Source organism: Streptomyces sp. NBC_00448, assembly GCF_036014115.1.
In the GTDB taxonomy this organism is placed as follows: Bacteria; Actinomycetota; Actinomycetes; order Streptomycetales; family Streptomycetaceae; genus Actinacidiphila.
The window spans coordinates 6735278-6755282 of the sequence record NZ_CP107913.1 but is presented as its reverse complement, the minus strand read 5'-3'; the positions used below and the strand labels follow the sequence as shown (position 1 = coordinate 6755282).

The following is a 20005-nucleotide window of genomic DNA, read 5'->3' as shown; positions in this document are numbered from 1 at the left end:
CCGCCGGCAACCCGGCCTGACCCGAACCGCAGGCCACCACCCAGCACCCCCGGCCCACCCAGCAACCCCCGGCCCAGCCGCTCGCCCCGGCTGGGCCGCACCCTTTTTCGGGACCGCCGCCGCGGAAGGACCGTCACCGCGCCGGCGCCGTATACGACGCGCCCGCCCGCGCCGCCGCCCCACCGTTCCGCCTGACAAGCCGCAATACTCCGCGCCACCGGTCCGGCGACCGCACGCGTCGAACGGCCGCTCCGACAGCGACTTCCGTCGACTTCAGTCAGAAATATCCTCGCACGCCACCCGCCAAGGCCGCCCCGGAAGGCGCCCGTTGGTCGGGATCGAGCCGACCTGCGCGGGCACACCGGGCAGCGCCCGCACACCAGGGCGCGAGGTCGCCCGGACTGGCCCTGACATGGGCTGACGACCACTTTTAGGCATATTCAACCCCGCTCACCGATGCCCGCGCCGGCCCCGCCCAACCGCCCGATCTCCTTGCCAAAGCGCCTATCTGACGCATCGTGCGGGTTCCGTGGGAGTCCTGAAGGAAGTCTTGACTTCTGCTCATACCAAGCTGAACAGTGTGTCAGCGAGATTTCGTCAGCCCGGCAGGCAGCCGCGATGCACGGTGCGTCGTACGCGAAGGAGACATCGTTGTCATACCTACGCAATCCGCGCACTCCGCGCATGCCACCGTCAACGGTGCCGGCCTGCTCCCCCATGAACCTGTGCCCCAGCGGGGTATGACGTGAAGGAGACAACCATGCGCTCCCGAAGACTCAGATCAGCAGTTGGACGACGAGTGCTGACCGCCGCGTTGGCGGTGAGCGTGGTCGCCGGGGTGCCGGCGGTGGCGCAGGCGAGTCCGCAGTCCGCGGCGCTGTCCGCCGCGGACTCGACGCAGCCGATCTACCTGAACACGCACTACACCTTCGCCGAGCGGGCCGCGGACCTGGTGTCGCGGATGACGGAGGCCGAGAAGGTCGCGCAGCTGCAGACCAACAACGCGCCGGCCATCCCCCGGCTCGGGGTCCAGCAGTACACGTACTGGAGCGAGGGCCAGCACGGCATCAACCGGCTCGGTGCGGACACCGAGGCCGGCGGTCAGGGCGAGCTGGACGTCACGGCGACCAGCTTCCCGGTGAACTTCGCCTCCACGATGTCGTGGGACCCGGAGTTGACGTACCAGGAGACCACCGCGATCTCGGACGAGGTGCGCGGCTTCCTCGACAAGTCGCTGTGGGGGAAGGGCCAGAACAACATCGGCCCGTCCGCGTCGGACTACGGCGACCTCACCTTCTGGGCGCCGACGGTGAACATGGACCGTGACCCACGATGGGGGCGGACCAACGAGTCGTTCGGCGAGGACACCTATCTGGCGTCCACGATGGCCGACGCGTTCGTCAACGGCTACCAGGGCCAGACCCTCACCGGCAAGTCGCAGACCCCGTACCTGAAGGTCGCGGCGACCGCCAAGCACTACGCGCTCAACAACGACGAGAACAGCCGGCACACCCAGAGCGCGAACACCACCGACGCGAACATCAGGGACTACTACACCAAGCAGTTCGCCAGCCTGGTGCAGGACGCGCACGTCTCCGGTGTGATGACCTCGTACAACGCGGTGAACGGCACGCCGGCGCCGGCGGACACCTACACGGTGGACCAACTGCTCCAGGCCACCTACGGGTTCGGCGGGTACACCACCTCCGACTGCGGGGCGATCAGCGACGTCTACTCCTCCGGCGGCCACAACTGGGCCCCGCCCGGCTGGACGACCAACGGCACCACCTGGACGAACACCGCCACCGGCAAGCAGGTCCCCGCGGCGGCGGGCGGGCAGGCGTTCGCGCTGCGCGCCGGCACCCAGCTGAACTGCGCCGGCGGGGAGATGAACACGCAGAACATCGACGCGGCGATCTCGATCGGGCTGTTGACGCCCGGCGTGGTCGACAGCGCGCTGACGAAGCTGTTCACCGTCCGGATGCAGACCGGCGAGTTCGACCCGGCGAGCAAGGTCGCCTACACCAAGATCACCAAGGACCAGATCGAGTCGCCCGCGCACCAGGCGCTGGCCGAGAAGGTCGCGGCCCAGGACCTGGTGCTGCTGCAGAACGACAAGGTCTCCGGCACCTCGGCCCCGCTGCTGCCGGCGAACCCGAAGAAGCTGAACAACATCGTGATCGTCGGCAACCTGGCGAACACCACGACGCTGGGCGGCTACTCCGGCCAGCCGACGCTCAGGGTCGACGCCGTGCAGGGCATCACCGCGGCGGTCAAGGCGGCCAACCCGTCGGCGACCGTCACCTACGACGCCTGCGGCACCTCGACGGGCGCCACCACGCCCGCGGCGTGCTCGGCCGACACGCAGTCCGCGATCAAGAAGGCGGACCTGGTGGTCGTGGACGTCGGCTCGGACATGGGCGTGGCCGACGAGGGCACGGACCGCTCCACGATGGCCCTGCCCGGCAACTACGACTCGCTGATCAGCCAGGTCGCCGCTCTCGGCAACCCGCGTACGGCGCTGGTCATGCAGGCCGACGGCCCGTACGACATCCAGCAGGCCCAGAAGGACTTCCCGGCGGTCGTGTTCAGCGGCTACAACGGCGAGAGCCAGGGCACCGCGCTCGCGCAGGTGCTCTTCGGGCAGCAGAACCCGTCCGGCCACCTGGACTTCACCTGGTACGCCGACGACTCCCAGCTGCCGTCGGTCGACAACTACGGGCTCTCCCCGTCCGAGACCGACGGCCTCGGCCGTACGTACATGTACTTCACCGGCAAGCCGACCTACCCGTTCGGATACGGCCTGTCCTACTCGCAGTTCACGTACTCCGGCGTCAAGGTCGGACCCGGTTCGGTCTCCGCGGACGGCACGGTGAAGGTGGGCTTCGACGTCACCAACACCGGTACGACCGCGGGCGCGACGGTGGCCCAGCTCTACGCGGCGCCGCAGTCCGCGGCGTCCGGCAGCCAGTCGCCGAAGGAGCAGCTGGTCGGCTTCAAGAAGACGGCGGTGCTCGCGCCGGGGCACACCCAGCACGTCAACCTGTCCGTCAAGGTCGCCGACCTCAGCCAGTGGGACGAGAGCGCGCTGAAGCAGGTCGTCCAGAACGGCTCCTACCAGTTCCGCGTCGGGCCCGACTCCGCCACCGTGGCGGGCTCCGGCACGGTGCGGGTGCACGGCGCCATCACGCCGAAGGTGCGGTCCGTGACGGTCCAGCCGGACGAGGTGCTCTTCCAGCCCGGCGGCACGCTGGACCTCACCGGCACCAACCCGATGAAGGCGGCGGACACGAATCCCTCGCTGGAGCAGAAGCACGCGGCGGCGGACCACATCGTCGAGGCGGCCGACAACGACCAGTCGCTCGCCGACCTGTCGCACGCTCACGTCACCTACCGCAGCAGTGACCCGCGGGTCGCCACGGTCAGCGCGCGTGGTGTGGTCACCATGCGGGCGCCCGGTGCCGCGACGATCGACGTGACGGTGAACGGCGTGACCGGCAGCACCCCGATCGTGGTGCAGAACCCGTTCGCTCTGCAGTCGGCGGCCGTGGTGAAGCCGAACACCACGATCACCGCGACCGCGACGTTCGCCAACACCAGCGCGCAGGCCGTCCGCAAGCTCTCGCTGGGTCTCGACTCGCCGAGCGGCTGGGCGGTGAAGGCGACCTCTCCGGTGTCGCTGTCGAACGTGGCGCCCGGTCAGAAGGTGACGGCCACCTGGAGCGTCACGGTGCCGGCGTCCGCGAGTCCGGGCACCCAGGCGGAGTTGGACGCGTCGGCGGAGTTCACCGGCGGCGCCGGTGCCTACTCCGAGGCCGCGGTCAGCGCGGTCACGGTGACCTCGGGTGCCACGCCCGAGCAGGTCACCCCGGTGGTGACCGGGACCAACCCGCCGGCCGGGAAGTTCCAGGTCGTGCTGAAGAACCCGTCGGACACCCCGACCACGGTGACCGGGGTCAACTGGAAGCTCGGCAGCGCGTCGGGCACCCAGCCGGTCAGCGCGACCATCGCGCCCCAGGAGTCGGCCACGGTCGACGTGCCGGTGACGGGTGTCACCTTCGGCAAGGGCTCGTCCTTCACGGTGACCAGCGTCATCGCCGGCGACCTTCCCTCGGAAGCCCTGTCCGGGCATGTCTCCTTCCTGCCGGTGGTCAACAAGAGCCTCGGCAAGTCGTGGACGCTCGACCAGGTCGAGGACGGCCCCGCGGTGGACATGTCCGCGACCGCGGACGGGAAGTGGGTGACGCTGGACGGCTCGCAGCCGTACGGCGGCGACTCCGACCTGTCGGGCAAGGTGTGGCTCGACTGGGACTCCGACAACCTCTACATCACGGCGAACCTCACCGATGACGTCCAGTCGCAGCCCGCGACCGGAGCGGACATCTGGCAGGGCGACTCCCTGCAGTTCGCGGCGACCTCGGGCGTGCCGGGTGCCTCGGCCACGGAGAGCACCGCCTCCGCCAACGGGCACTACGAGTACGGTGCCGCCCTCACCTCGGCCGGCCCCCAGCTCTACCGCTGGACCGCACCGACCGAGGGCAGCGGAGAGGTCACCGACGCGACCGTCACCGTGACCAGGGACGAGGCGACCCACACCACGCTCTACGAGATGGCGCTCCCGTGGAGCGACGTCAGCTCGGTCCAGCCGACCGACAACACCGTGTTCTCCTTCGCGTTGGACGACAACGACAAGGACAACGGGGTGCGCAAGGGCTACGACCAGTGGGGCGACGGCATCGGCTCCAGCAAGGACGTGGCCGGCTTCAACATGGCCCAACTGATGCCCGCGAGCTGATCGCACCCGCTCCCCGCACGACCCCCTCGTGCGGGGAGCACGGTTCCACCTGACACCCACCACGGCCACCTGCCACGCTTCGATCCAGCCAAAGGACCCGAAGCGCGCCAGGTGGCCGTGCCATTGCGCCCGTCCGCCGGGTCCGCCCGAACGACGCTGCGGCTCAACTTCCTCCTTTGGTAAGCGAGTTCGGGGGTGGGTGGGTGCGCTCGGTGTGCTCTCTTCACCACCGGGCGCACGACTGCCCGGGGTGGGGGGTTCGCTGCGATCGTGGGGAACGCATGCGAGTGCCGTGGATGACCTCGTCGAGGAGTGATCGTGGGAGAACGCCAACTGATATGCCATATACGGACGTTGCGCGGGCGGAGATGCCAACGTCCGGCGATGGAGGGCTCGTCGCGGTGCGCGGACCACCAGGGTGCGTGGACGTCGTACGAAGCGGAGAAGCGCGGGGGCGCCGAGCAGGAGAGGTGACGGCCGCGCGGGGGGGGCGCGACGGGGTTCCCGGGACAACCGGGGCAGGGGGCGCCCGCCGTCGGGGGCGACGGGTGAGCGGGGGCCGGGGGCTGATCTAGTGTTCTGGGCTATGAACGCAGCAGAGGAGCTGACCGAGCCCGATCGGATGATCGCGTACGCCCTGCAGGTCAACGGGCGCGCGACCTGGGGGGCGATCGCCCGGGCGCTCGGGTTGTCGGAGCGGACGGTGCAGCGGCGGGGGCAGCGGCTGCTGGACGCCGGACTGGTGCAGGTCTCGACGTATCTGGACACGACGATCGTCGGCGAGGCGCATCCCCTGGTGCTGCGGCTGTCGACCCGCACCGGGGTCGCGCTCCAGGTCGGCGAGGAGCTCGCGCGCCGCCCGGACGCCTCGTCGGTCTCGGTGGTCGAGGGGTCCGGCGACGTGGTGTGCATGCTGCTGCCGCGCACCCGCCAGGACAGTTCCCGGCTGCTGCTGGCCGAGCTGCCGGCGATAGACGGCGTGGTCTCGGTGGAGGCCAGCACGGTGCTGCGCTACTTCCGGTCCGGTTACGACTGGAGCGTGGGCGTGCTGCCCGCGCCGGTGGTGCAGACGCTGCGCGCGGACACCCCGGCGCGCGGCGCGACCGCGTCCGGGCCGGTGCAGCTGACCCAGGAGGACGAGGCGCTGGTCGCCGCGCTCGCCGAGGACGGCCGCGCGACCGTGATCTCGCTGGCCAAGGCGGCGGACATCTCCGCGCCCACCGCCCGGCGCCGTCTGGAGGCGCTGTTCGGCGCGGGCGCACTGCACGTACGGACCGAGCTCTCCTCGGCCGTGCACGATCTGCGGGTGGAGGCGCTGATCTGGCTGAGCGTGCCGCCGGACCAGGTGGAGGCCGCCGGCGCCGCGCTGGGCTGCCGCCCGGAGGTCCGTTTCTGCGTCGCCTGCACCGGCTCCTCGCAGATCCTCGTGGACTGCCTGGTGTCCGACCCGGCCGCGCTCTACTCCTTCCTCACCGGGGCCATCGGCTCCCTCGGCTCGGTCACCGTGGCCCGGTCCTCGGTGGTCCTGGAGGCACTGCGACGCGGCCCGATGCAGATGGCGAACATGAGACACAAGTGAGCCTCATCTGTCGGAACAAGAAAGAAACCATTGCCGAAATAGCCGACTAGGCATAATCTCTCCTCATCCAGAACGAGGAGAGATCGATGCGGCTTCACGACGCGGCTCTTGCCGCAGGGCTCGACTGGTCGGCCGGCCACCTGGTGGACGGCCGGCGGGTCCAGCCACACGGGGAGCGGGAGATCACCGTGGTCAGCCCGCGCGACGGCAGCGTCGTCGGGCTCCTGGCCGCGGCCGACCGGACGGACGTGGACCAGGCCGTCCGTGCCGCCCGGCTGGCCTTCGAGGACGGCCGCTGGTCGCGGCTGCCGGCCGCCCGGCGCGGCGAGATCCTCATCCGCTTCGCCGACACGGTCGCCGCCCACGCCGAGGAACTGGCGCTGCGCATCGCGATCGAGATGGGCAAGCCGGTCCGCGAGGCGCTCGACGTCGAACTCGCCGCCGTCGCCGACTGCCTGCGCTGGTACGGCCAGCTCGCCGACAAGCTCGCGGACGAGAACCCGGCCTCGCCGGGCGACGCGCTCGCCCTGGTCACCCGCGAGCCGGCCGGCGTGGTCGCGGCGGTCGTGCCCTGGAACTTCCCGCTCACGATGACCGCGTGGAAGCTCGGGCCGGCCCTGCTGGCGGGCAACAGCGTGGTCCTCAAGCCCGCCGAGCAGACCTCCTTCTCGGCGCTGCGCCTCGGCGAACTCGCCCTGGCGGCGGGGCTCCCCGCGGGCGTGCTCAACGTCCTGCCCGGGCTCGGCCCGGAGGCCGGCGAAGCGCTCGGCCGCCACCCCGACGTCGACGTGCTCGCCTTCACCGGGTCCGTCGCGGTCGGCCGCCGCTTCCTCGGCTACGCCGCCGAGTCCAACGGCAAGCGGGTCTGGCCCGAACTGGGCGGCAAGTCCGCCAGCGTGATCCTCCCGGACGCCGACGTCGCGAAGGCCGGGCGCACCACCGCCTGGGCCTGCTTCTACAACCAGGGCCAGATGTGCAGCGCCTCCTCGCGCATGATCGTCCACCGGGACGTCGCGGACGAGGCGATCGCGGCCGCGGTTGAGGAGGCGCAGCGGATGCGGCCGGCCGACCCGCTGGACGCCGACGCTCCGTCGGGCGCGCTGGTGAGCGAGGCGCATCTGGAGCGCGTGCTCGGGCACGTCCGCGGCGCGCTGCGCGACGGCGCGACGCTCGCCGCCGGAACCGCGGAGCGCTTCGTGCCCAGCGAGGCGCTGGTGCGCGGCAGCTATCTCGCGCCCGTGGTGCTCACCGGGGTCACCGAGAAGATGTCCATCGCCCAGGAGGAGGTGTTCGGCCCGGTGCTGTCGGTGCTCGTGGTCGACAGCACCGACGAGGCGGTCCGGCTGGCCAACGCGACACCGTACGGCCTGGCCGCCGGGCTGTGGACCCGTGACCTGTCCACCGCCCACACGGTGGCGCGGCGGCTGAAGGCCGGATCGGTCTGGGTGAACTGCTACGAGGAGGGTTCCATGGCCATGCCCTTCGGCGGCACGGGCGCGAGCGGCTTCGGCCGCGACAAGTCCGCGCACGCGATCGACAAGTACACCGACCTGAAGAGCACCTGGTTCCAGCTGGAGCCCCGATGACCAGCCCGCTGCCCGCCGTGAACGGCCCGGTGCCCACCGCGCACCGCCCCGTACTGGTCGCCGTCACGAGCTGGCGCCGCCCGCTGGACACGTACCTGGGGGACGGCACCGACCTCTACACCCTCGGCACCGAGTACGCCCACGCGGTGAGCGCGGCCGGCGGCGTCCCGGTGCTGACCCCCACCCTCACCGCGGAGGAGGCCGAGGTCGTGCTGGACACGGTGGCCGGGGTGCTGCTGTCCGGCGGCGGCGACGTCCATCCGGCGACGTACGGCGCTGCAGGTGCCGCGGGCGCGGCGGGCTCCGCCGACTCGGCCGGCGACCTCGACCCCGGGCGGGACGCGACGGAGACCGCGCTGGTCCGCGGCGCGCTCCGCCGCCGGATGCCCGTGCTGGGCATCTGCCGCGGCCTGCAGATCGCCAACGTGGCCCTGGGCGGCACCCTCAAGGCCGACCTCCCGGTCACCGCGGCGCATCCGGCCGTCCACGGCGCGCAGGAGCTGCGGAACCTGCGGCACGAGGTGCGCACCGACACCTCCTGGCTGCGCGACTGCCTGCCCGCCCCCGCGCGGGTCAACTCCATCCACCACCAGGCCCTGGACCGGATGGCCGCCGCGCTCCGCCCGGTCGCCTGGGCCGCCGACGGCGTGATCGAGGCGGCGGAGAGCCGCACGCCGGACTGGTACTTCCGGGGCGTCCAGTGGCACCCGGAAAAGATGACGGCGCCCGGTGAGCGGCACCACGCCGACATCCTCTTCGACGACTTCGTGGCCGCGGCCCGCGGGTACGCCGCGCGGACCCGCTCCGCCGCCTGACACCCCGTCCACCGACGGCCCCCCAGCCCGCTCATACCGTGCGCTTCCGCGCACACCATGAGCCTCCTCACAATCCGTTCCTGTCCGAAATAAGACGAACTATCGTTCTTATCACCGCTCGCACGTGTGGCGACGGTCATCACTTCCGGAGAAACCTATGAGCACCGACCGCCGGATCTACCTCCAGTTCGACGACGGCACCCGCGCCGTGGCCACCCTCGCCACGGACGACGCACCCGAGACGTGCGCGGCCATCTGGGACGCCCTGGCGGAGCCCGTGACCGAGAAGGTCATGCACGCCATGTACGCCGGGCCGGAGATCATGTTCGGCCTGCCCGAGCAGGCGCACACCTTCGACCCCCGGGCCCTGCCCGCGGAGAACCAGCAGGTGATCCCCGGCGCCGGCGACCTCATCTGGTTCTTCCAGGAGCCCGGCCAGATGTCCGGCCTGAACTTCGAGCTGTGGGAGGTCGGCATCTTCTACGGCAAGGGCGGCCGCGTGTTCGGCCCGCTGGGCTGGACCCCCTGCACCATCTTCGCCTCGATCACCGAGGGGCTGGCGGAGTTCGCCGCGGCCTGCGCGGAGACCCGGGTCAGCGGCGTGCGGTCGCTGACCATCGGCCGCGTCGCGTAGTACGAACGCCCCCGCCCCGAAGCCACACACCCTGCGAGAAAGTACGGCGCCCCTCATGAAGATCAGAAAGAGCATCCTCGCCGGCACCGCCGCGGTGGTCGCCGCCGGCGTCCTGACCGCCTGTTCCGGCTCCTCCTCCGACAACGGCGGCAGCTCGCCGAAGAACTCCGCCGGCAGCGGCACCTCGACCGCCTCCGTGCAGCTGCCCGCCGGCGCCAAGGGCGACCTGGTCGCCCCCATGGTCATCGGCTACCCGCCCTACGCGATGCTGGAGTCGGGCAAGGCGGTCGGCGTGGACGTGGACCTGGCGGACGCGCTCAGCGGGCCGTTCGGCAAGAAGGTCCAGCAGAAGAAGGACTCCTTCGAGAACGCGCTGCTGGGCGTGAACCGCGGCACGTACTTCGGCGCGTTCGGCGCGGACGTCACCGCCGAGCGCGAGAAGTCCTTCGACCAGGTCGCCTTCCTTGAGGACCACTACGAGTTCCTGTCGCTGAAGGGCAGCCCGGCGATCGGCGGCTCGATGGACGACCTGTGCGGCAAGAAGATCTCCATGGTCGCCGCCTCCAGCTCCATCCCGGTGCTGAAGGAGCAGTCCACCACCTGCGTCAAGGCCGGCAAGGGCGCCATCGACGTCAAGACCTTCGCCGACCAGGGCGCCGCGACCCTCGCGGTGCGCAGCAAGCAGGTGGACGCCACCACCGCGACCGTCACCAACCTCGGCTACGTGGCCAAGCAGTCCGGCGACGTGTTCACCCTCGGCGGCCCGCACTACCTGTCGGTCTACATCGGCGTGGCCACCAAGAAGGGCAGCGGGATGGCCCAGTCCGTCGCCGACGGCATCGACGCGCTGATCAAGGACGGGTCGTACCAGAAGATCCTGGAGCGTTACGGCGTCGAGAAGGCCGGCGTGACCAAGGCGCTCGTCAACCCCTCCCCGAACCCGACCAACTGAGGAACCGGCCATGGCCGACACCAGCAAATCGCCCCAGGGGACCGCGCTCCCCGGGAACACCGCGCCGCCCCCGGCCGACCGCGCAGCGGGGGGAGCCGCCGTGCTCCCCCCGCACCCCTTCGCCGGGATGACCCGCTCCCCGCACCCCCACTACGCGCGCAAGGTCGCGGCGGTCGTGGTCGTGCTCGTGTGCGCGTTCTGGCTGCAGGGCCTCGCGCGCAACAAGAACCTGGCCTGGGGCACCGTCGGCGACTACTTCTTCGACCACTCGATCCTGCAGGGCCTGGAGCGGACGGTGATCATCACCGTCGCCTCCATCGCCATCGCGGTCGTCCTCGGCGCGGTGCTCGCCAACATGCGGCTCTCCGCCAACTCCGTGCTCCGCGGGGCGGCCGGCGTCTACGTGTGGTTCTTCCGCTCGATGCCGCTGCTGGTCCTGCTGATCCTGGTCTACAACTTCTCGCTGATCTATCCCGCGCTGGGGCTCGGCATCCCGTTCGGGCCCCAGTTCTTCGACGTCGACACCAAGAACCTGGTGCAGCCGGTCACCGCGGCGATCGTCGCCTTCGGGCTCCAGCAGGCGGCGTACACCTCCGAGGTGCTGCGCGCGGCGATCCTGGCCGTACCGAGCGGGCAGCGGGAAGCGGCGACGGCGCTGGGCATGTCGAACATCCGCACCCTGCGCCGGATCGTCTTCCCGCAGGCCCTGCGGACCGCGGTGCCGCCGATCGCCAACGAGTCGATCAACCTGCTGAAGTCCACCTCCCTGGTGGCCTTCATCTCGGTGCCGGACCTGCTCTACTCCGTCCAGCAGATCTACAACAGCAACTTCCAGGTCATCCCGCTGCTCATCGTCGCCAGCCTCTGGTACATGATCATCGTCTCGGTGATGTCGGTGGGCCAGACCCTGCTGGAGCGGACCCTGCGCAACACCCGCGGCCGGTCCGCGAACCGGCCCAAGGCAATCGAGGTGGACCAACCGTGACCTCCACAGAGACGACCGCGACCGCCACGGGCAGCGGCCCCATCCTGCGCGCGGTGGACATCACCAAGCGGTACGGCGACCTGACCGTCGTGGACCACGTGAGCCTGGACGTGGAGCGCGGCGAGACCATCTGCCTGCTGGGGCCCTCCGGCGCGGGCAAGAGCTCGTTCCTGCGCTGCCTGAACATGCTGGAGAAGACGGACGAGGGAGCCGTCCTCCTGGACGGCGAGCTCCTCGGCTACCGGCCGCACGGCACCGCCGTCCGCGAGCTGCCGAACCGCCTGGAGGCCGCGCAGCGCCGGAACATCGGCATGGTCTTCCAGGGGTTCAACCTCTTCTCCCACATGACCATCCTCCAGAACATCATCGAGGCACCGGTCGGCGTGCTCGGCCGCAGCAAGGCCGAGGCGACCCGACGGGCCCGGGAGCTGCTGGCGCTGGTCGGGCTCAAGGAGAAGGCGGACGCGTACCCCGCCGAGCTGTCCGGCGGGCAGCAGCAGCGGGTGGCCATCGCGCGCGCCCTCGCCATGGACCCCCAGGTCCTGCTCTTCGACGAGCCGACCTCGGCGCTGGACCCCGAACTCGTCGCCGGCGTGCTGGACGTCATCCGGTCGCTGGCCAGTTCCGGAATGACGATGCTGATCGTCACCCACGAGATCGGCTTCGCGCGGGAGGTGTGCGACCGGTTCGTTTTCATGGAGAACGGGCGGGTGGTGGAGACCGGCCCGTCCGCGCGGCTGACGCCGACGGGCGCCGCGCACGAGCGCACCCGGGCATTCCTGTCGACGGTGCTCTGAGGGGCGGCGTAGCAGGGTCCCGAAGGGGCGAGAGAACTCAGGGCCGGATCAGGAGGCCAGGACGCCGAGAGGGCGCCCTGGCCTCCTTTTGCGCGCCCGTCGCCGCGCCACCGTATCCATGCGTCACCGGATCACCGGATCACCGCATCACCGGATCACCGCATCACCGCGTGCCCACGTCGCCGCATCCCCGCGCCTCCGCTCCTCCGCGTCCCCACGTCGGCAAATCACCCGAAATCACCCGCCTAGCCGATCACGCGCGCTTCCTCATGTCCGATTCGATGGCATAAGCGCTTCTTGGGCAATTTGCACGTCTAAGCCATTATTAAGAAGGAAAAGCGTCCGCACTTTCCGCGCCCGCACCCTTACTTGGCGTTTCCCCACCGGGCGGTCCGACGTGATGCACGACATAGGACACACGTCACCTACGAAGCCGGTTAGTGCATTCACGGGCGCCCCCGCCCCGCTATCCGGGGCGAAAACCGCGGCGGCCATGGCCGTCTACTAAGCGGCATAGCACATAGGGCAATTGTGGACCCTTTTATCGGCTGCTAACAATGTGCTCGCCACAGCGCATCGATAAACGAAATGCGGGTCGGAATGACGAGGGGGGCCGACCACCACTGAACAAGCAATCGTGAAGAGGTCCGCAGATCATGCCCAAGCATGCCCACAACAACTCGATGAAGAAGCGTCTCGTCTCCACCCGGGGCGCCATCGTCGCCGGCACCTTCGCCGCGATAGCCTGCGCCACGCTGGCCGGTACGGCCCAGGCCGCCGAGCCGTCCGCCGCGAAGAACGCGCCGCACACCGCGGGCACCGCTCACGCCAAGCACGGCGCGCACTGGCGGGGCCACCACTCGTTCACCACGTACACGGTCAAGCCCGGCGACACCCTGATCGGCATCGCCCGCGCCCACAAGTCCCCGGGCGGCTGGCACGCCATCGCGTGGGTCAACAAGATCCACAGCCCGTACATCATCCACCCGGGCCAGGCGCTCAAGGTCCCGGCCGGCAAGGCCACCCCGGCGAAGTCCGGCGCCTCCGCCTCCTCCACCTCGGCCGTGTCCTCCTCGGCCACCACCGCGAAGGCGGCCCCGTCGACGGCGAGCAGCTCGACCGCGTCCTCGACCGCCACCACGGCGTCCGACGCGTCGGCCAGCACCACGACCACGGCGACCCAGACCTACCCGGACAACCTGGACGGCTGGATCAACCAGGCGCTGGCGATCATGAAGCAGAACGGCATCCCGGGCAGCTACGACGGCATCTACCGCAACGTCATGCGGGAGTCCTCGGGCAACCCGAACGCCATCAACAACTGGGACTCCAACGCGGCCGCGGGCACCCCGTCCAAGGGCCTGCTGCAGACCATCCAGCCGACGTTCGACGCCTACCACGTGGCGGGCACCTCGAACGACATCTACGACCCGGTCGCGAACATCGTCGCCGCGTGCAACTACGCGTACCACGTGTACGGCTCCATCGACAACGTCAACGGCCCTTACTAAACCGCTCGCGGGGCGCTGTCCCCCGCCCGCGCCTCCCGACCCGCCGCCCTCCTCACCGGGCGGCGGGCCGGGGCCGTTTCGGGGCCGTCACGGGGCCACCCGTCCGGCTCCCCCGGCCCGCGCCCCGGACGCCGTGGTTCCGCGAAGCACCAGGTGAGAGGCCTCTGACCGGGGATCACGCCGCGCTACGCTGCTGCCGGGCCCGGCCGGACCGTCCGGCGGGCCGGAGGGGGACGGCATGACGCGCAAGCAGAGGATCACGACGTACCTGGCCACCGCCACGGCGCTGGCCGGCACCGCGCTCGCCGCCGGCGCGACGTCCGCCGGCGCCGCCACCGCGCGGTTGGAGGGCAACTCCCCGGTCGTCCTCCCGGGCTGCGCCGTCGTCCAGGAGATCCAGCTCCAAGGCTCCCCGGCCCACGACCACATGCGGTGGGAGACCGAGGGCGACTCCCAGGGCTGCCACGCCTGGATCCAGGACGACGCCGGCAACCGCGCCGCCGTCATCGAGTCCCAGCAGATCACGACCGCGGGCTACCACCACAGCTCCTGGTACTACGACGGTCCCGGCCACCTCATGACGGTCTGCGTCCAGCGCGGCACCGACAGCGCCTGCGGCCCGACGAACTGACCCGGCAACGCGAGGCGGGCGCCGCCCCGGCCCCCTGGGGGGGGGTGGGGTGGCGCCCGCCGGTTCGGTCGGGTGGGTGGCGCTACCAGCGGTACCAGCGGTTCCGGCTGCCGCTGGAGTGGGTGCCGCGCACCAGGAATCCCAGCAGCCACACCACAAGCGCCACGACGGCGACCCACCACAGCAGGTGGATGGCGAATCCCACGCCGAAGAAGATCAGCACGAGCAGAAGAACGACGAGCAACGGTCCCATGGCGATCAGCCTCCGAGGAAGCGCCTGCCCCTGCCCGGGGGGATCATGCGGGGCCCCGGCCCCGGATGGCCCCGCCGCCGGGGCGGGCGGGCCCGGGAGCAGGGCTGCGGGCACGCACCCGCCGGGGGTCGGCCGGAAAAGGCGCCGTTCGTCCTCTTGGTGAGCAAACATCATAAAATTTCCGGTATGGACCTCAGACGGCTGGACAACCTGACGGAACGGACGCCGCCGCTGGCGATCGTCATCCCGCTCGCCCTGGTGGTCCTCATCACCGTCGCGGACGCGGTGTCGCCGAGTGACGTCTTCCTCAGCCCCATGCTCGTGGTCGCGCCGGCGCTGACCGCGTCGTTCGCCGGGCCGTGGCGCACCGCGGCGATCGCCGTCGTGGCCGTGGGCGCGCAGGCATTCGTGGCCTTCGTGACCCAGGGCTCGGGCACGGTAGCCCGCGCGTGGCAGCTGGTCGCGCTGATCGTGCTCTCCGTGCTCCTGGTCTTCTTCAGCTACATCCGCGACCGGCGCAGCAGGCAGCTGAGCCGGGTCAGACTCGTCTCCGAGACCGCCCAGCGGGTCCTGCTGCGGCCACCGCCGCAGTACGTCGGGCCACTGCGGATCGCCTGGCTCTACCTCACCGCCGAGGACGACACGCAGATCGGCGGCGACCTCTTCGCCGTCACCCGCAGACGCCCCGCCACCAGCCGCGTGATCATCGGGGACGTCCGCGGCAAGGGGCTGCCCGCCATCGCGGAGGCGTCGGCCGTGCTCGGCGCCTTCCGGGAGACCGCCCGGTTCTGCGACACGCTGCCCGAACTCGCGGAGGCCCTGGAGGCACGGGTCAGCCTGGACATGGACGAGGTCGCGGAGAGCCAGGAGGACCCGGGCGAGCACTTCACCACCGCGCTGCTGCTGGAACTCCCCGACGGCGACAGCGGTCCGGTCCTGATGGCCAGTTGCGGACACCCGGCCCCGCTCGTGATCGGCTCCGACGGCCAGGTCACCGCCACCAGCTGCACCGCCCCCTCGCCGCCGCTGGGCTCCGGCTTCCTGCCGGCCGTCGGGGTCCACGCCGACGAGATCTCCTACGGCGACGGCGACACGCTCCTGCTCTACACCGACGGGCTGATCGAGGCCCGCTCCCGGCAGGGCATCTTCTACCCGCTCGTCGAACGCGTGGCGACCTTTCCTCCGGCCCTGACCCCGGAGGCCCTGCTGCGGCACCTGCGCCAGGACCTGCTCCACCACACCGGCGGCCGCCTCTCCGACGACGCGGCCCTGCTCGCGATCACCCGTACGGTGCAAGGGCAGGGGGCGGGGGCCTCGCACGGCGCCGACCTCATGTGAGCAGGGCCCACGGCCTGGTGCGACGAGCCGCCGCGACGACCTGGCGTTGACAGGCCGCGGGTCGGCTCGTCAGCGCGGGAAGTCGCGCTTGTGCCGGAGCCACGGCCGGCGCGGCGGTCCACCCGCTCCCGGTCCCGGCCGTCCGCCCGGTCCCGGCGCCGCGGGCCCGGTCGGGCTGTCCGCGGCGGGCGGCGGCTGCGGGGCGGCGCGGTCCGCCGGGTAGAGCCCCTCCTCCGAGTACAGCGCCGTGGCGATCGCCTCGACCGTCTGCTCGTCGGTGAAGCCCTCGGACCCGGGGATGTGCGGGACACAGCCGACCAGCACGCCGTCCCTGATCACCTGCGCGTCGAGCCCGGCGGCTCCGCCGGGCGTCCACACGGCCTCGCTTCCGTCCCCGATGACGACGCGGATGCCGAAGCTGTACACGCCGGTCTCAGTTCGATGGGCCATGACGTCTCGCGCGCGAAGTTGGGAGACCATGCGGTCGATACGGTCGGCTTCCATCGTCTGAGTACCTCGCTTCCGGCCTGCGCCGGCGCCACCGTGTCGTTTGGCGCCGACCGGCAGTCGGTATCGCCCTTTCCACGGTACTGCGGGGGCGCGCCGCTGGTCGGCCGAGCGGCCACGGGGCCACGACCCGGACGGTCAGGACCGGGGACGGTCAGGACCGGGCCCGCCGCTCCCGCACCGTCCTCGCGTCCCGGCGGCGCGCGGCGAAGGTGAGGCCGAGCCAGCTCGTCCAGCCGATCGGCTGGAGCGCCCAGTAGCTCAGAATCCGGTACAGCAGGGTCACCGCGATCGCCTGGTCCGCGTGCAGCCCGTAGAAGACCAGCAGCGCGGCGAGGCTGGTCTCCACGATGCCGAGCCCGCCGGGCGTGAGCCGCAGCGCACCCGACATCTGGGTGAGCGAGTACGCGACGAGCACCCCGCGCCAGGGCACGGCGACGCCCAGTCCCCACGCGCACGCGACGAGGCAGGCCGCGTCGAGCAGCCAGTTGCCCAGGGCCAGGGTGAGCGGCGGCAGCCACGGGCGCACCCCCGGCCGTACCGCCCGGACCTCCCGGGCGAGGCGGTACAGCCCGTCCTCGACGTTCCACAGCCGGCGGGAGCGGACCCCGACCCGGCGCCAGATCCGCCACGCCCGCCGCCGTACGAACGCGAAGCGGGGCAGGAGGGCGGCCAAGGCGGCGAGCACCACGAGGACCGCGGTCAGCCAGAGCACGGCGGTGCGCAGGCCGCTCGGCCCCGCCCTCCCGCTGGCCAGGACGCCGACCACCAGCAGCAGGAACAAGGTGGTGGCCGACATCAGGCCGGCGACCGCGAGTGCCGCCCCGGCGAGCGCCAGCGACACGCCGCGGCGGCGCAGTTGCCCGTACAGCCACGCGGCAGCGAAGGCCGCGCCGCCGGGCAGGGTCCCGGCCACGGCGTTGGCCGCCAGGGCCATGGCGCCCATCAGGGCGAGCCGCAGCCGGGCCCCGCCCAGCTTCAGCAGTCGCCACTGCAACGTCGCCAGGCAGGTCAGGGAGAGCGCCTCGAACAAGGCGGCCAGTGCCAGCGGGGCCGGGCGGACCACCGCGATCTGGTGCAGCGCCACCACCAGGTCGTGCCGCCGGTCCACCGCGAGCGCCACGGCGGCGGCCATCAGCACGGCGGAGAGCACCCACCACACCGGGTGCCGGGCCCGCCCCGGACCGGAGTCGGCATCCCCGGAGTCGACCGTTTCCTCCGCTCCGCCCCTTTTGTTCACCACGCGAGACACGGTACGGCGGGGCCGCCGCCGGAACCGTCAGGCCACGGGGGCGCCGCCCGACCCGCGAGGCCCGCCCCGCGCACGGCACCCACCGGACCGCCGCGCCTACACGTGGTACGGAACGTTGGTGACGACGATCTTCGGCAGCGTCCGCAACGCCCGCTGGAGCCGGCTCGCGGTCCGGCTGTGCAGCAGGCGGTAGCGCCGGCGCCGCGTCACGATCTCCGGGACGACGATGGTGAGGGTGAGCTGCGGCTGCTGCTCGTGCAGCGCCTCGATGTAGTGGACCAGCGGGGCCACGGTCGCCCGGTAGGGCGTGACCAGCACCTCCAGCGGCAGGTGGTCGCCCCACACGTGCCAGTACCCCCGGAAGCGGTCGGCCTCCGCCTCACCGGGGCTGAGGTGCAGCGCGAGGACGGGCTGGCGCAGGGACGCGGCGTAGGCGAGCGCCCGCATCCCGGCCAGGTCCAGCGTGGAGATCGGCACGATCGACAGGTTCCGGATCTCCTCGGGGCTCTCCTCGTCCTCCCGGACGGTCCCGTTCGCGGCCGGCCCCGGCCCGGCCGGTACGGCGGAGGACGCCGCGGGCGGGGGCGGGGGCTCGGGCGGCGGCGCCGGGGGGTCGCACTCCTCGTGGGGCGGGGACTCGGGCGACGCGGGGACCTCGATCGCCTGCGGGTGCAGCCGGAGCGCGGCGCGGACCTCCTCGTAGTGGTGGTGGATGCGCGTGGTCACCAGGAGGAACAGCCCGACGGCGAGGATGGCCACCCAGGCGCCCGAGGTGAACTTGGTGATCCCCGCGGTGACGAAGACGAGCGCGGACAGCACGCAGCCGGTCGCGTTGAAGAACAGGCTCTTGCGCCAGTGCCGGTCGCGCAGCCGCCACCAGTGGCGCACCATCCCGGCCTGGGACAGCGTGAAGGCGAGGAAGACCCCGACCGCGTAGAGCGGGATGAGCGACGCGGTGTTGCCGCTGAACGCGACGAAGACCACCGCGGCGGCCACCGACAGCACCCCGATGCCGTTGCTGAAGGCGAGCCGGTCGCCCAGCCGCAGGAACAGCCGCGGCGCGTGCCCGTCGCGGGCCAGCAGGAACAGCACCCGGGGGAAGTCGTTGTACGCGGTGTTGGCGGCCAGCAGCAGGACCGCGGCGGTGGCGATCTGGGTGAAGACGTACATCGGCCCGGACCCGAAGCTGCGGTGGGCGAGTTGGGAGAGCACGGTCTCGCCGGAGCGGGGCACGACGCCGTCGAGTCGGGCCAACGCCGTCACCCCGGCGAACAGCGTGATCAGCAGGCAGATCATCCAGGTCAGCGTGGTGCGGGCGTTGCGCCACTCGGTCGGCTGGAAGGCCGGCACCGCGTTGGAGATCGCCTCGATGCCGGTCATGGCCGTGGAGCCGGAGGCGAAGGCGCGCATGACCAGCAGCACGCCGACGCCCTCGGTGGCGTTCAGATGCGGGGTGGGCGTGGCGTGGAAGTCGCGCCCGGCGGCGTCGGACAGGCCCACCCCGACCAGCACGAACATCGCGATGATGAAGGCGTAGGTCGGGGCGGCGAACAGCGCGCCGGCCTGCCGCAGCCCGCGCAGGTTCCCGACCAGCAGCAGCGCGATCACCCCCGCGCCGATCGGCACGGTGTACGGCGACAGCGACGGCAGCGCGGAGGTGATGGCGGCGACGCCGGAGGCGATCGACACCGCGACGGTGAGGATGTAGTCGGTCATCAACCCGGCCGCGGCCACCAGGCCGGGCACCCTGCCGAGGTTGTCACCGGCCACGATGTACGAGCCGCCGCCGTGCGGATACGCGCGGATCGTCTGCCGGTAGGACACCCCGACCGCGAGCATCAGGAACGCGACGGCCGCCGCGATGGGCGTGGTCCAGCCGAGACCGGCGGTGCCGGCCAGCACCAGCACGGCGAGCAGGGCCTCGGGGCCGTACGCCACGGAGGACAGCGCGTCGGCGGAGAGCACCGGCAGCGCCACCAGCTTGCGCATGCGCTCGCGCGTGACCGCGGTGCTCTTCAGCGGCGCCCCGATCAGCGCGTGCCGGACCTGGTACGCGGCGCGGGCCGCACCGGAGGAGGGCACCGCCTCCTCCGGCGCCGTGGCGGTGCCCAGGGTCGCCACCCGGACCATCCGGCCGAAGCGGTCGGGGCCGATCTCCTCGGCCGACGGGAAGCCGCCGAGGTCGGGGTCGACCGGCAACTCGTGGCGCTGCAGGTCCGCGTCGTCCGACACCCGGGCCCACGCCTGCCCGACCTCTCCCAGCACCCGCAGCTGGTCCTCGTCGAGACCGGGCAGCATCTCCGCCGGGCCGGGCACACCACCCCTTGCACCGGGCGTGCCACCACCACCATCACCGTCACCACGTGCAGA

15 protein-coding genes are annotated in these 20005 nt (G+C 71.6%); 11 read left to right on the top strand and 4 right to left on the bottom strand.

The window, feature by feature from the left end; genetic code table 11:
• Positions 1-760 precede the first annotated feature (760 nt).
• From OG370_RS29105 to OG370_RS29060, 10 genes are all read left to right on the top strand, one after another.
• Entirely contained in the window at positions 761-4795 is a 4035-nt protein-coding gene (locus OG370_RS29105) for a glycoside hydrolase family 3 C-terminal domain-containing protein (protein ID WP_328469403.1), read from the top strand.
• Between the two features lie 586 nt (positions 4796-5381).
• The gene (locus tag OG370_RS29100) at positions 5382-6374 is read left to right on the top strand and encodes an Lrp/AsnC family transcriptional regulator (protein ID WP_328469401.1); all 993 of its coding nucleotides are present in this window, start codon (positions 5382-5384) and stop codon (positions 6372-6374) included.
• Positions 6375-6460: 86 nt separating this feature from the next.
• On the top strand, positions 6461-7960 hold the full coding sequence (locus OG370_RS29095) for an aldehyde dehydrogenase family protein (RefSeq protein ID WP_328469399.1): 1500 nt from the start codon (positions 6461-6463) through the stop codon (positions 7958-7960).
• Positions 7957-8775: a gamma-glutamyl-gamma-aminobutyrate hydrolase family protein gene (locus OG370_RS29090; protein WP_328469397.1), complete on the top strand. Its 819-nt coding sequence runs from the start codon at positions 7957-7959 to the stop codon at positions 8773-8775. The genes OG370_RS29095 and OG370_RS29090 overlap by 4 nt, the downstream gene beginning before the upstream one ends.
• A 157-nt stretch (positions 8776-8932) precedes the next feature.
• Complete coding sequence (locus OG370_RS29085; RefSeq protein WP_328469395.1) at positions 8933-9409, top strand: DUF3830 family protein; 477 nt, start codon at positions 8933-8935, stop codon at positions 9407-9409.
• 55 nt (positions 9410-9464) lie between these two features.
• Entirely contained in the window at positions 9465-10361 is an 897-nt protein-coding gene (locus tag OG370_RS29080; protein ID WP_328469393.1) for a transporter substrate-binding domain-containing protein, read from the top strand.
• A gap of 10 nt (positions 10362-10371) precedes the next feature.
• Positions 10372-11346 carry an amino acid ABC transporter permease gene (locus OG370_RS29075; protein ID WP_328469391.1) on the top strand — a complete coding sequence of 325 codons (975 nt, stop codon included), beginning with the start codon at positions 10372-10374 and terminating at the stop codon, positions 11344-11346.
• A gap of 41 nt (positions 11347-11387) precedes the next feature.
• The gene (locus tag OG370_RS29070) at positions 11388-12143 is read left to right on the top strand and encodes an amino acid ABC transporter ATP-binding protein (RefSeq protein ID WP_328474504.1); all 756 of its coding nucleotides are present in this window, start codon (positions 11388-11390) and stop codon (positions 12141-12143) included.
• Between the two features lie 656 nt (positions 12144-12799).
• A complete protein-coding gene (locus OG370_RS29065) occupies positions 12800-13654 on the top strand; it encodes a transglycosylase SLT domain-containing protein (protein ID WP_328469389.1) in 855 nt (284 codons plus the stop codon).
• Between the two features lie 238 nt (positions 13655-13892).
• Positions 13893-14285, top strand: a complete 393-nt coding sequence (locus tag OG370_RS29060) for a hypothetical protein (protein ID WP_328469387.1) — start codon at positions 13893-13895, stop codon at positions 14283-14285.
• An 82-nt stretch (positions 14286-14367) separates the two neighbouring features.
• Here the strand turns inward: OG370_RS29060 and OG370_RS29055 are convergent, their stop codons facing one another.
• Complete coding sequence (locus OG370_RS29055) at positions 14368-14538, bottom strand: hydrophobic protein (protein WP_328469385.1); 171 nt, start codon at positions 14536-14538, stop codon at positions 14368-14370.
• A gap of 186 nt (positions 14539-14724) precedes the next feature.
• Here OG370_RS29055 and OG370_RS29050 point away from each other — a divergent pair, with 186 nt between their 5' ends.
• Positions 14725-15876, top strand: a complete 1152-nt coding sequence (locus tag OG370_RS29050) for a PP2C family protein-serine/threonine phosphatase (RefSeq protein ID WP_328469383.1) — start codon at positions 14725-14727, stop codon at positions 15874-15876.
• Between the two features lie 69 nt (positions 15877-15945).
• Here OG370_RS29050 and OG370_RS29045 read toward each other — a convergent pair whose 3' ends face one another.
• The 3 genes from OG370_RS29045 to OG370_RS29035 form a co-directional block, all read right to left on the bottom strand.
• The gene (locus tag OG370_RS29045) at positions 15946-16326 is read right to left on the bottom strand and encodes a hypothetical protein (protein ID WP_328469381.1); all 381 of its coding nucleotides are present in this window, start codon (positions 16324-16326) and stop codon (positions 15946-15948) included.
• A gap of 211 nt (positions 16327-16537) precedes the next feature.
• Positions 16538-17626, bottom strand: a complete 1089-nt coding sequence (locus tag OG370_RS29040) for a lysylphosphatidylglycerol synthase transmembrane domain-containing protein (protein ID WP_328469379.1) — start codon at positions 17624-17626, stop codon at positions 16538-16540.
• A gap of 105 nt (positions 17627-17731) precedes the next feature.
• Positions 17732-19933 (bottom strand): APC family permease, encoded by a 2202-nt coding sequence (locus OG370_RS29035; protein WP_328474502.1) that lies wholly within the window; start codon positions 19931-19933, stop codon positions 17732-17734.
• Between the last annotated feature and the right edge of the window lie 72 nt (positions 19934-20005).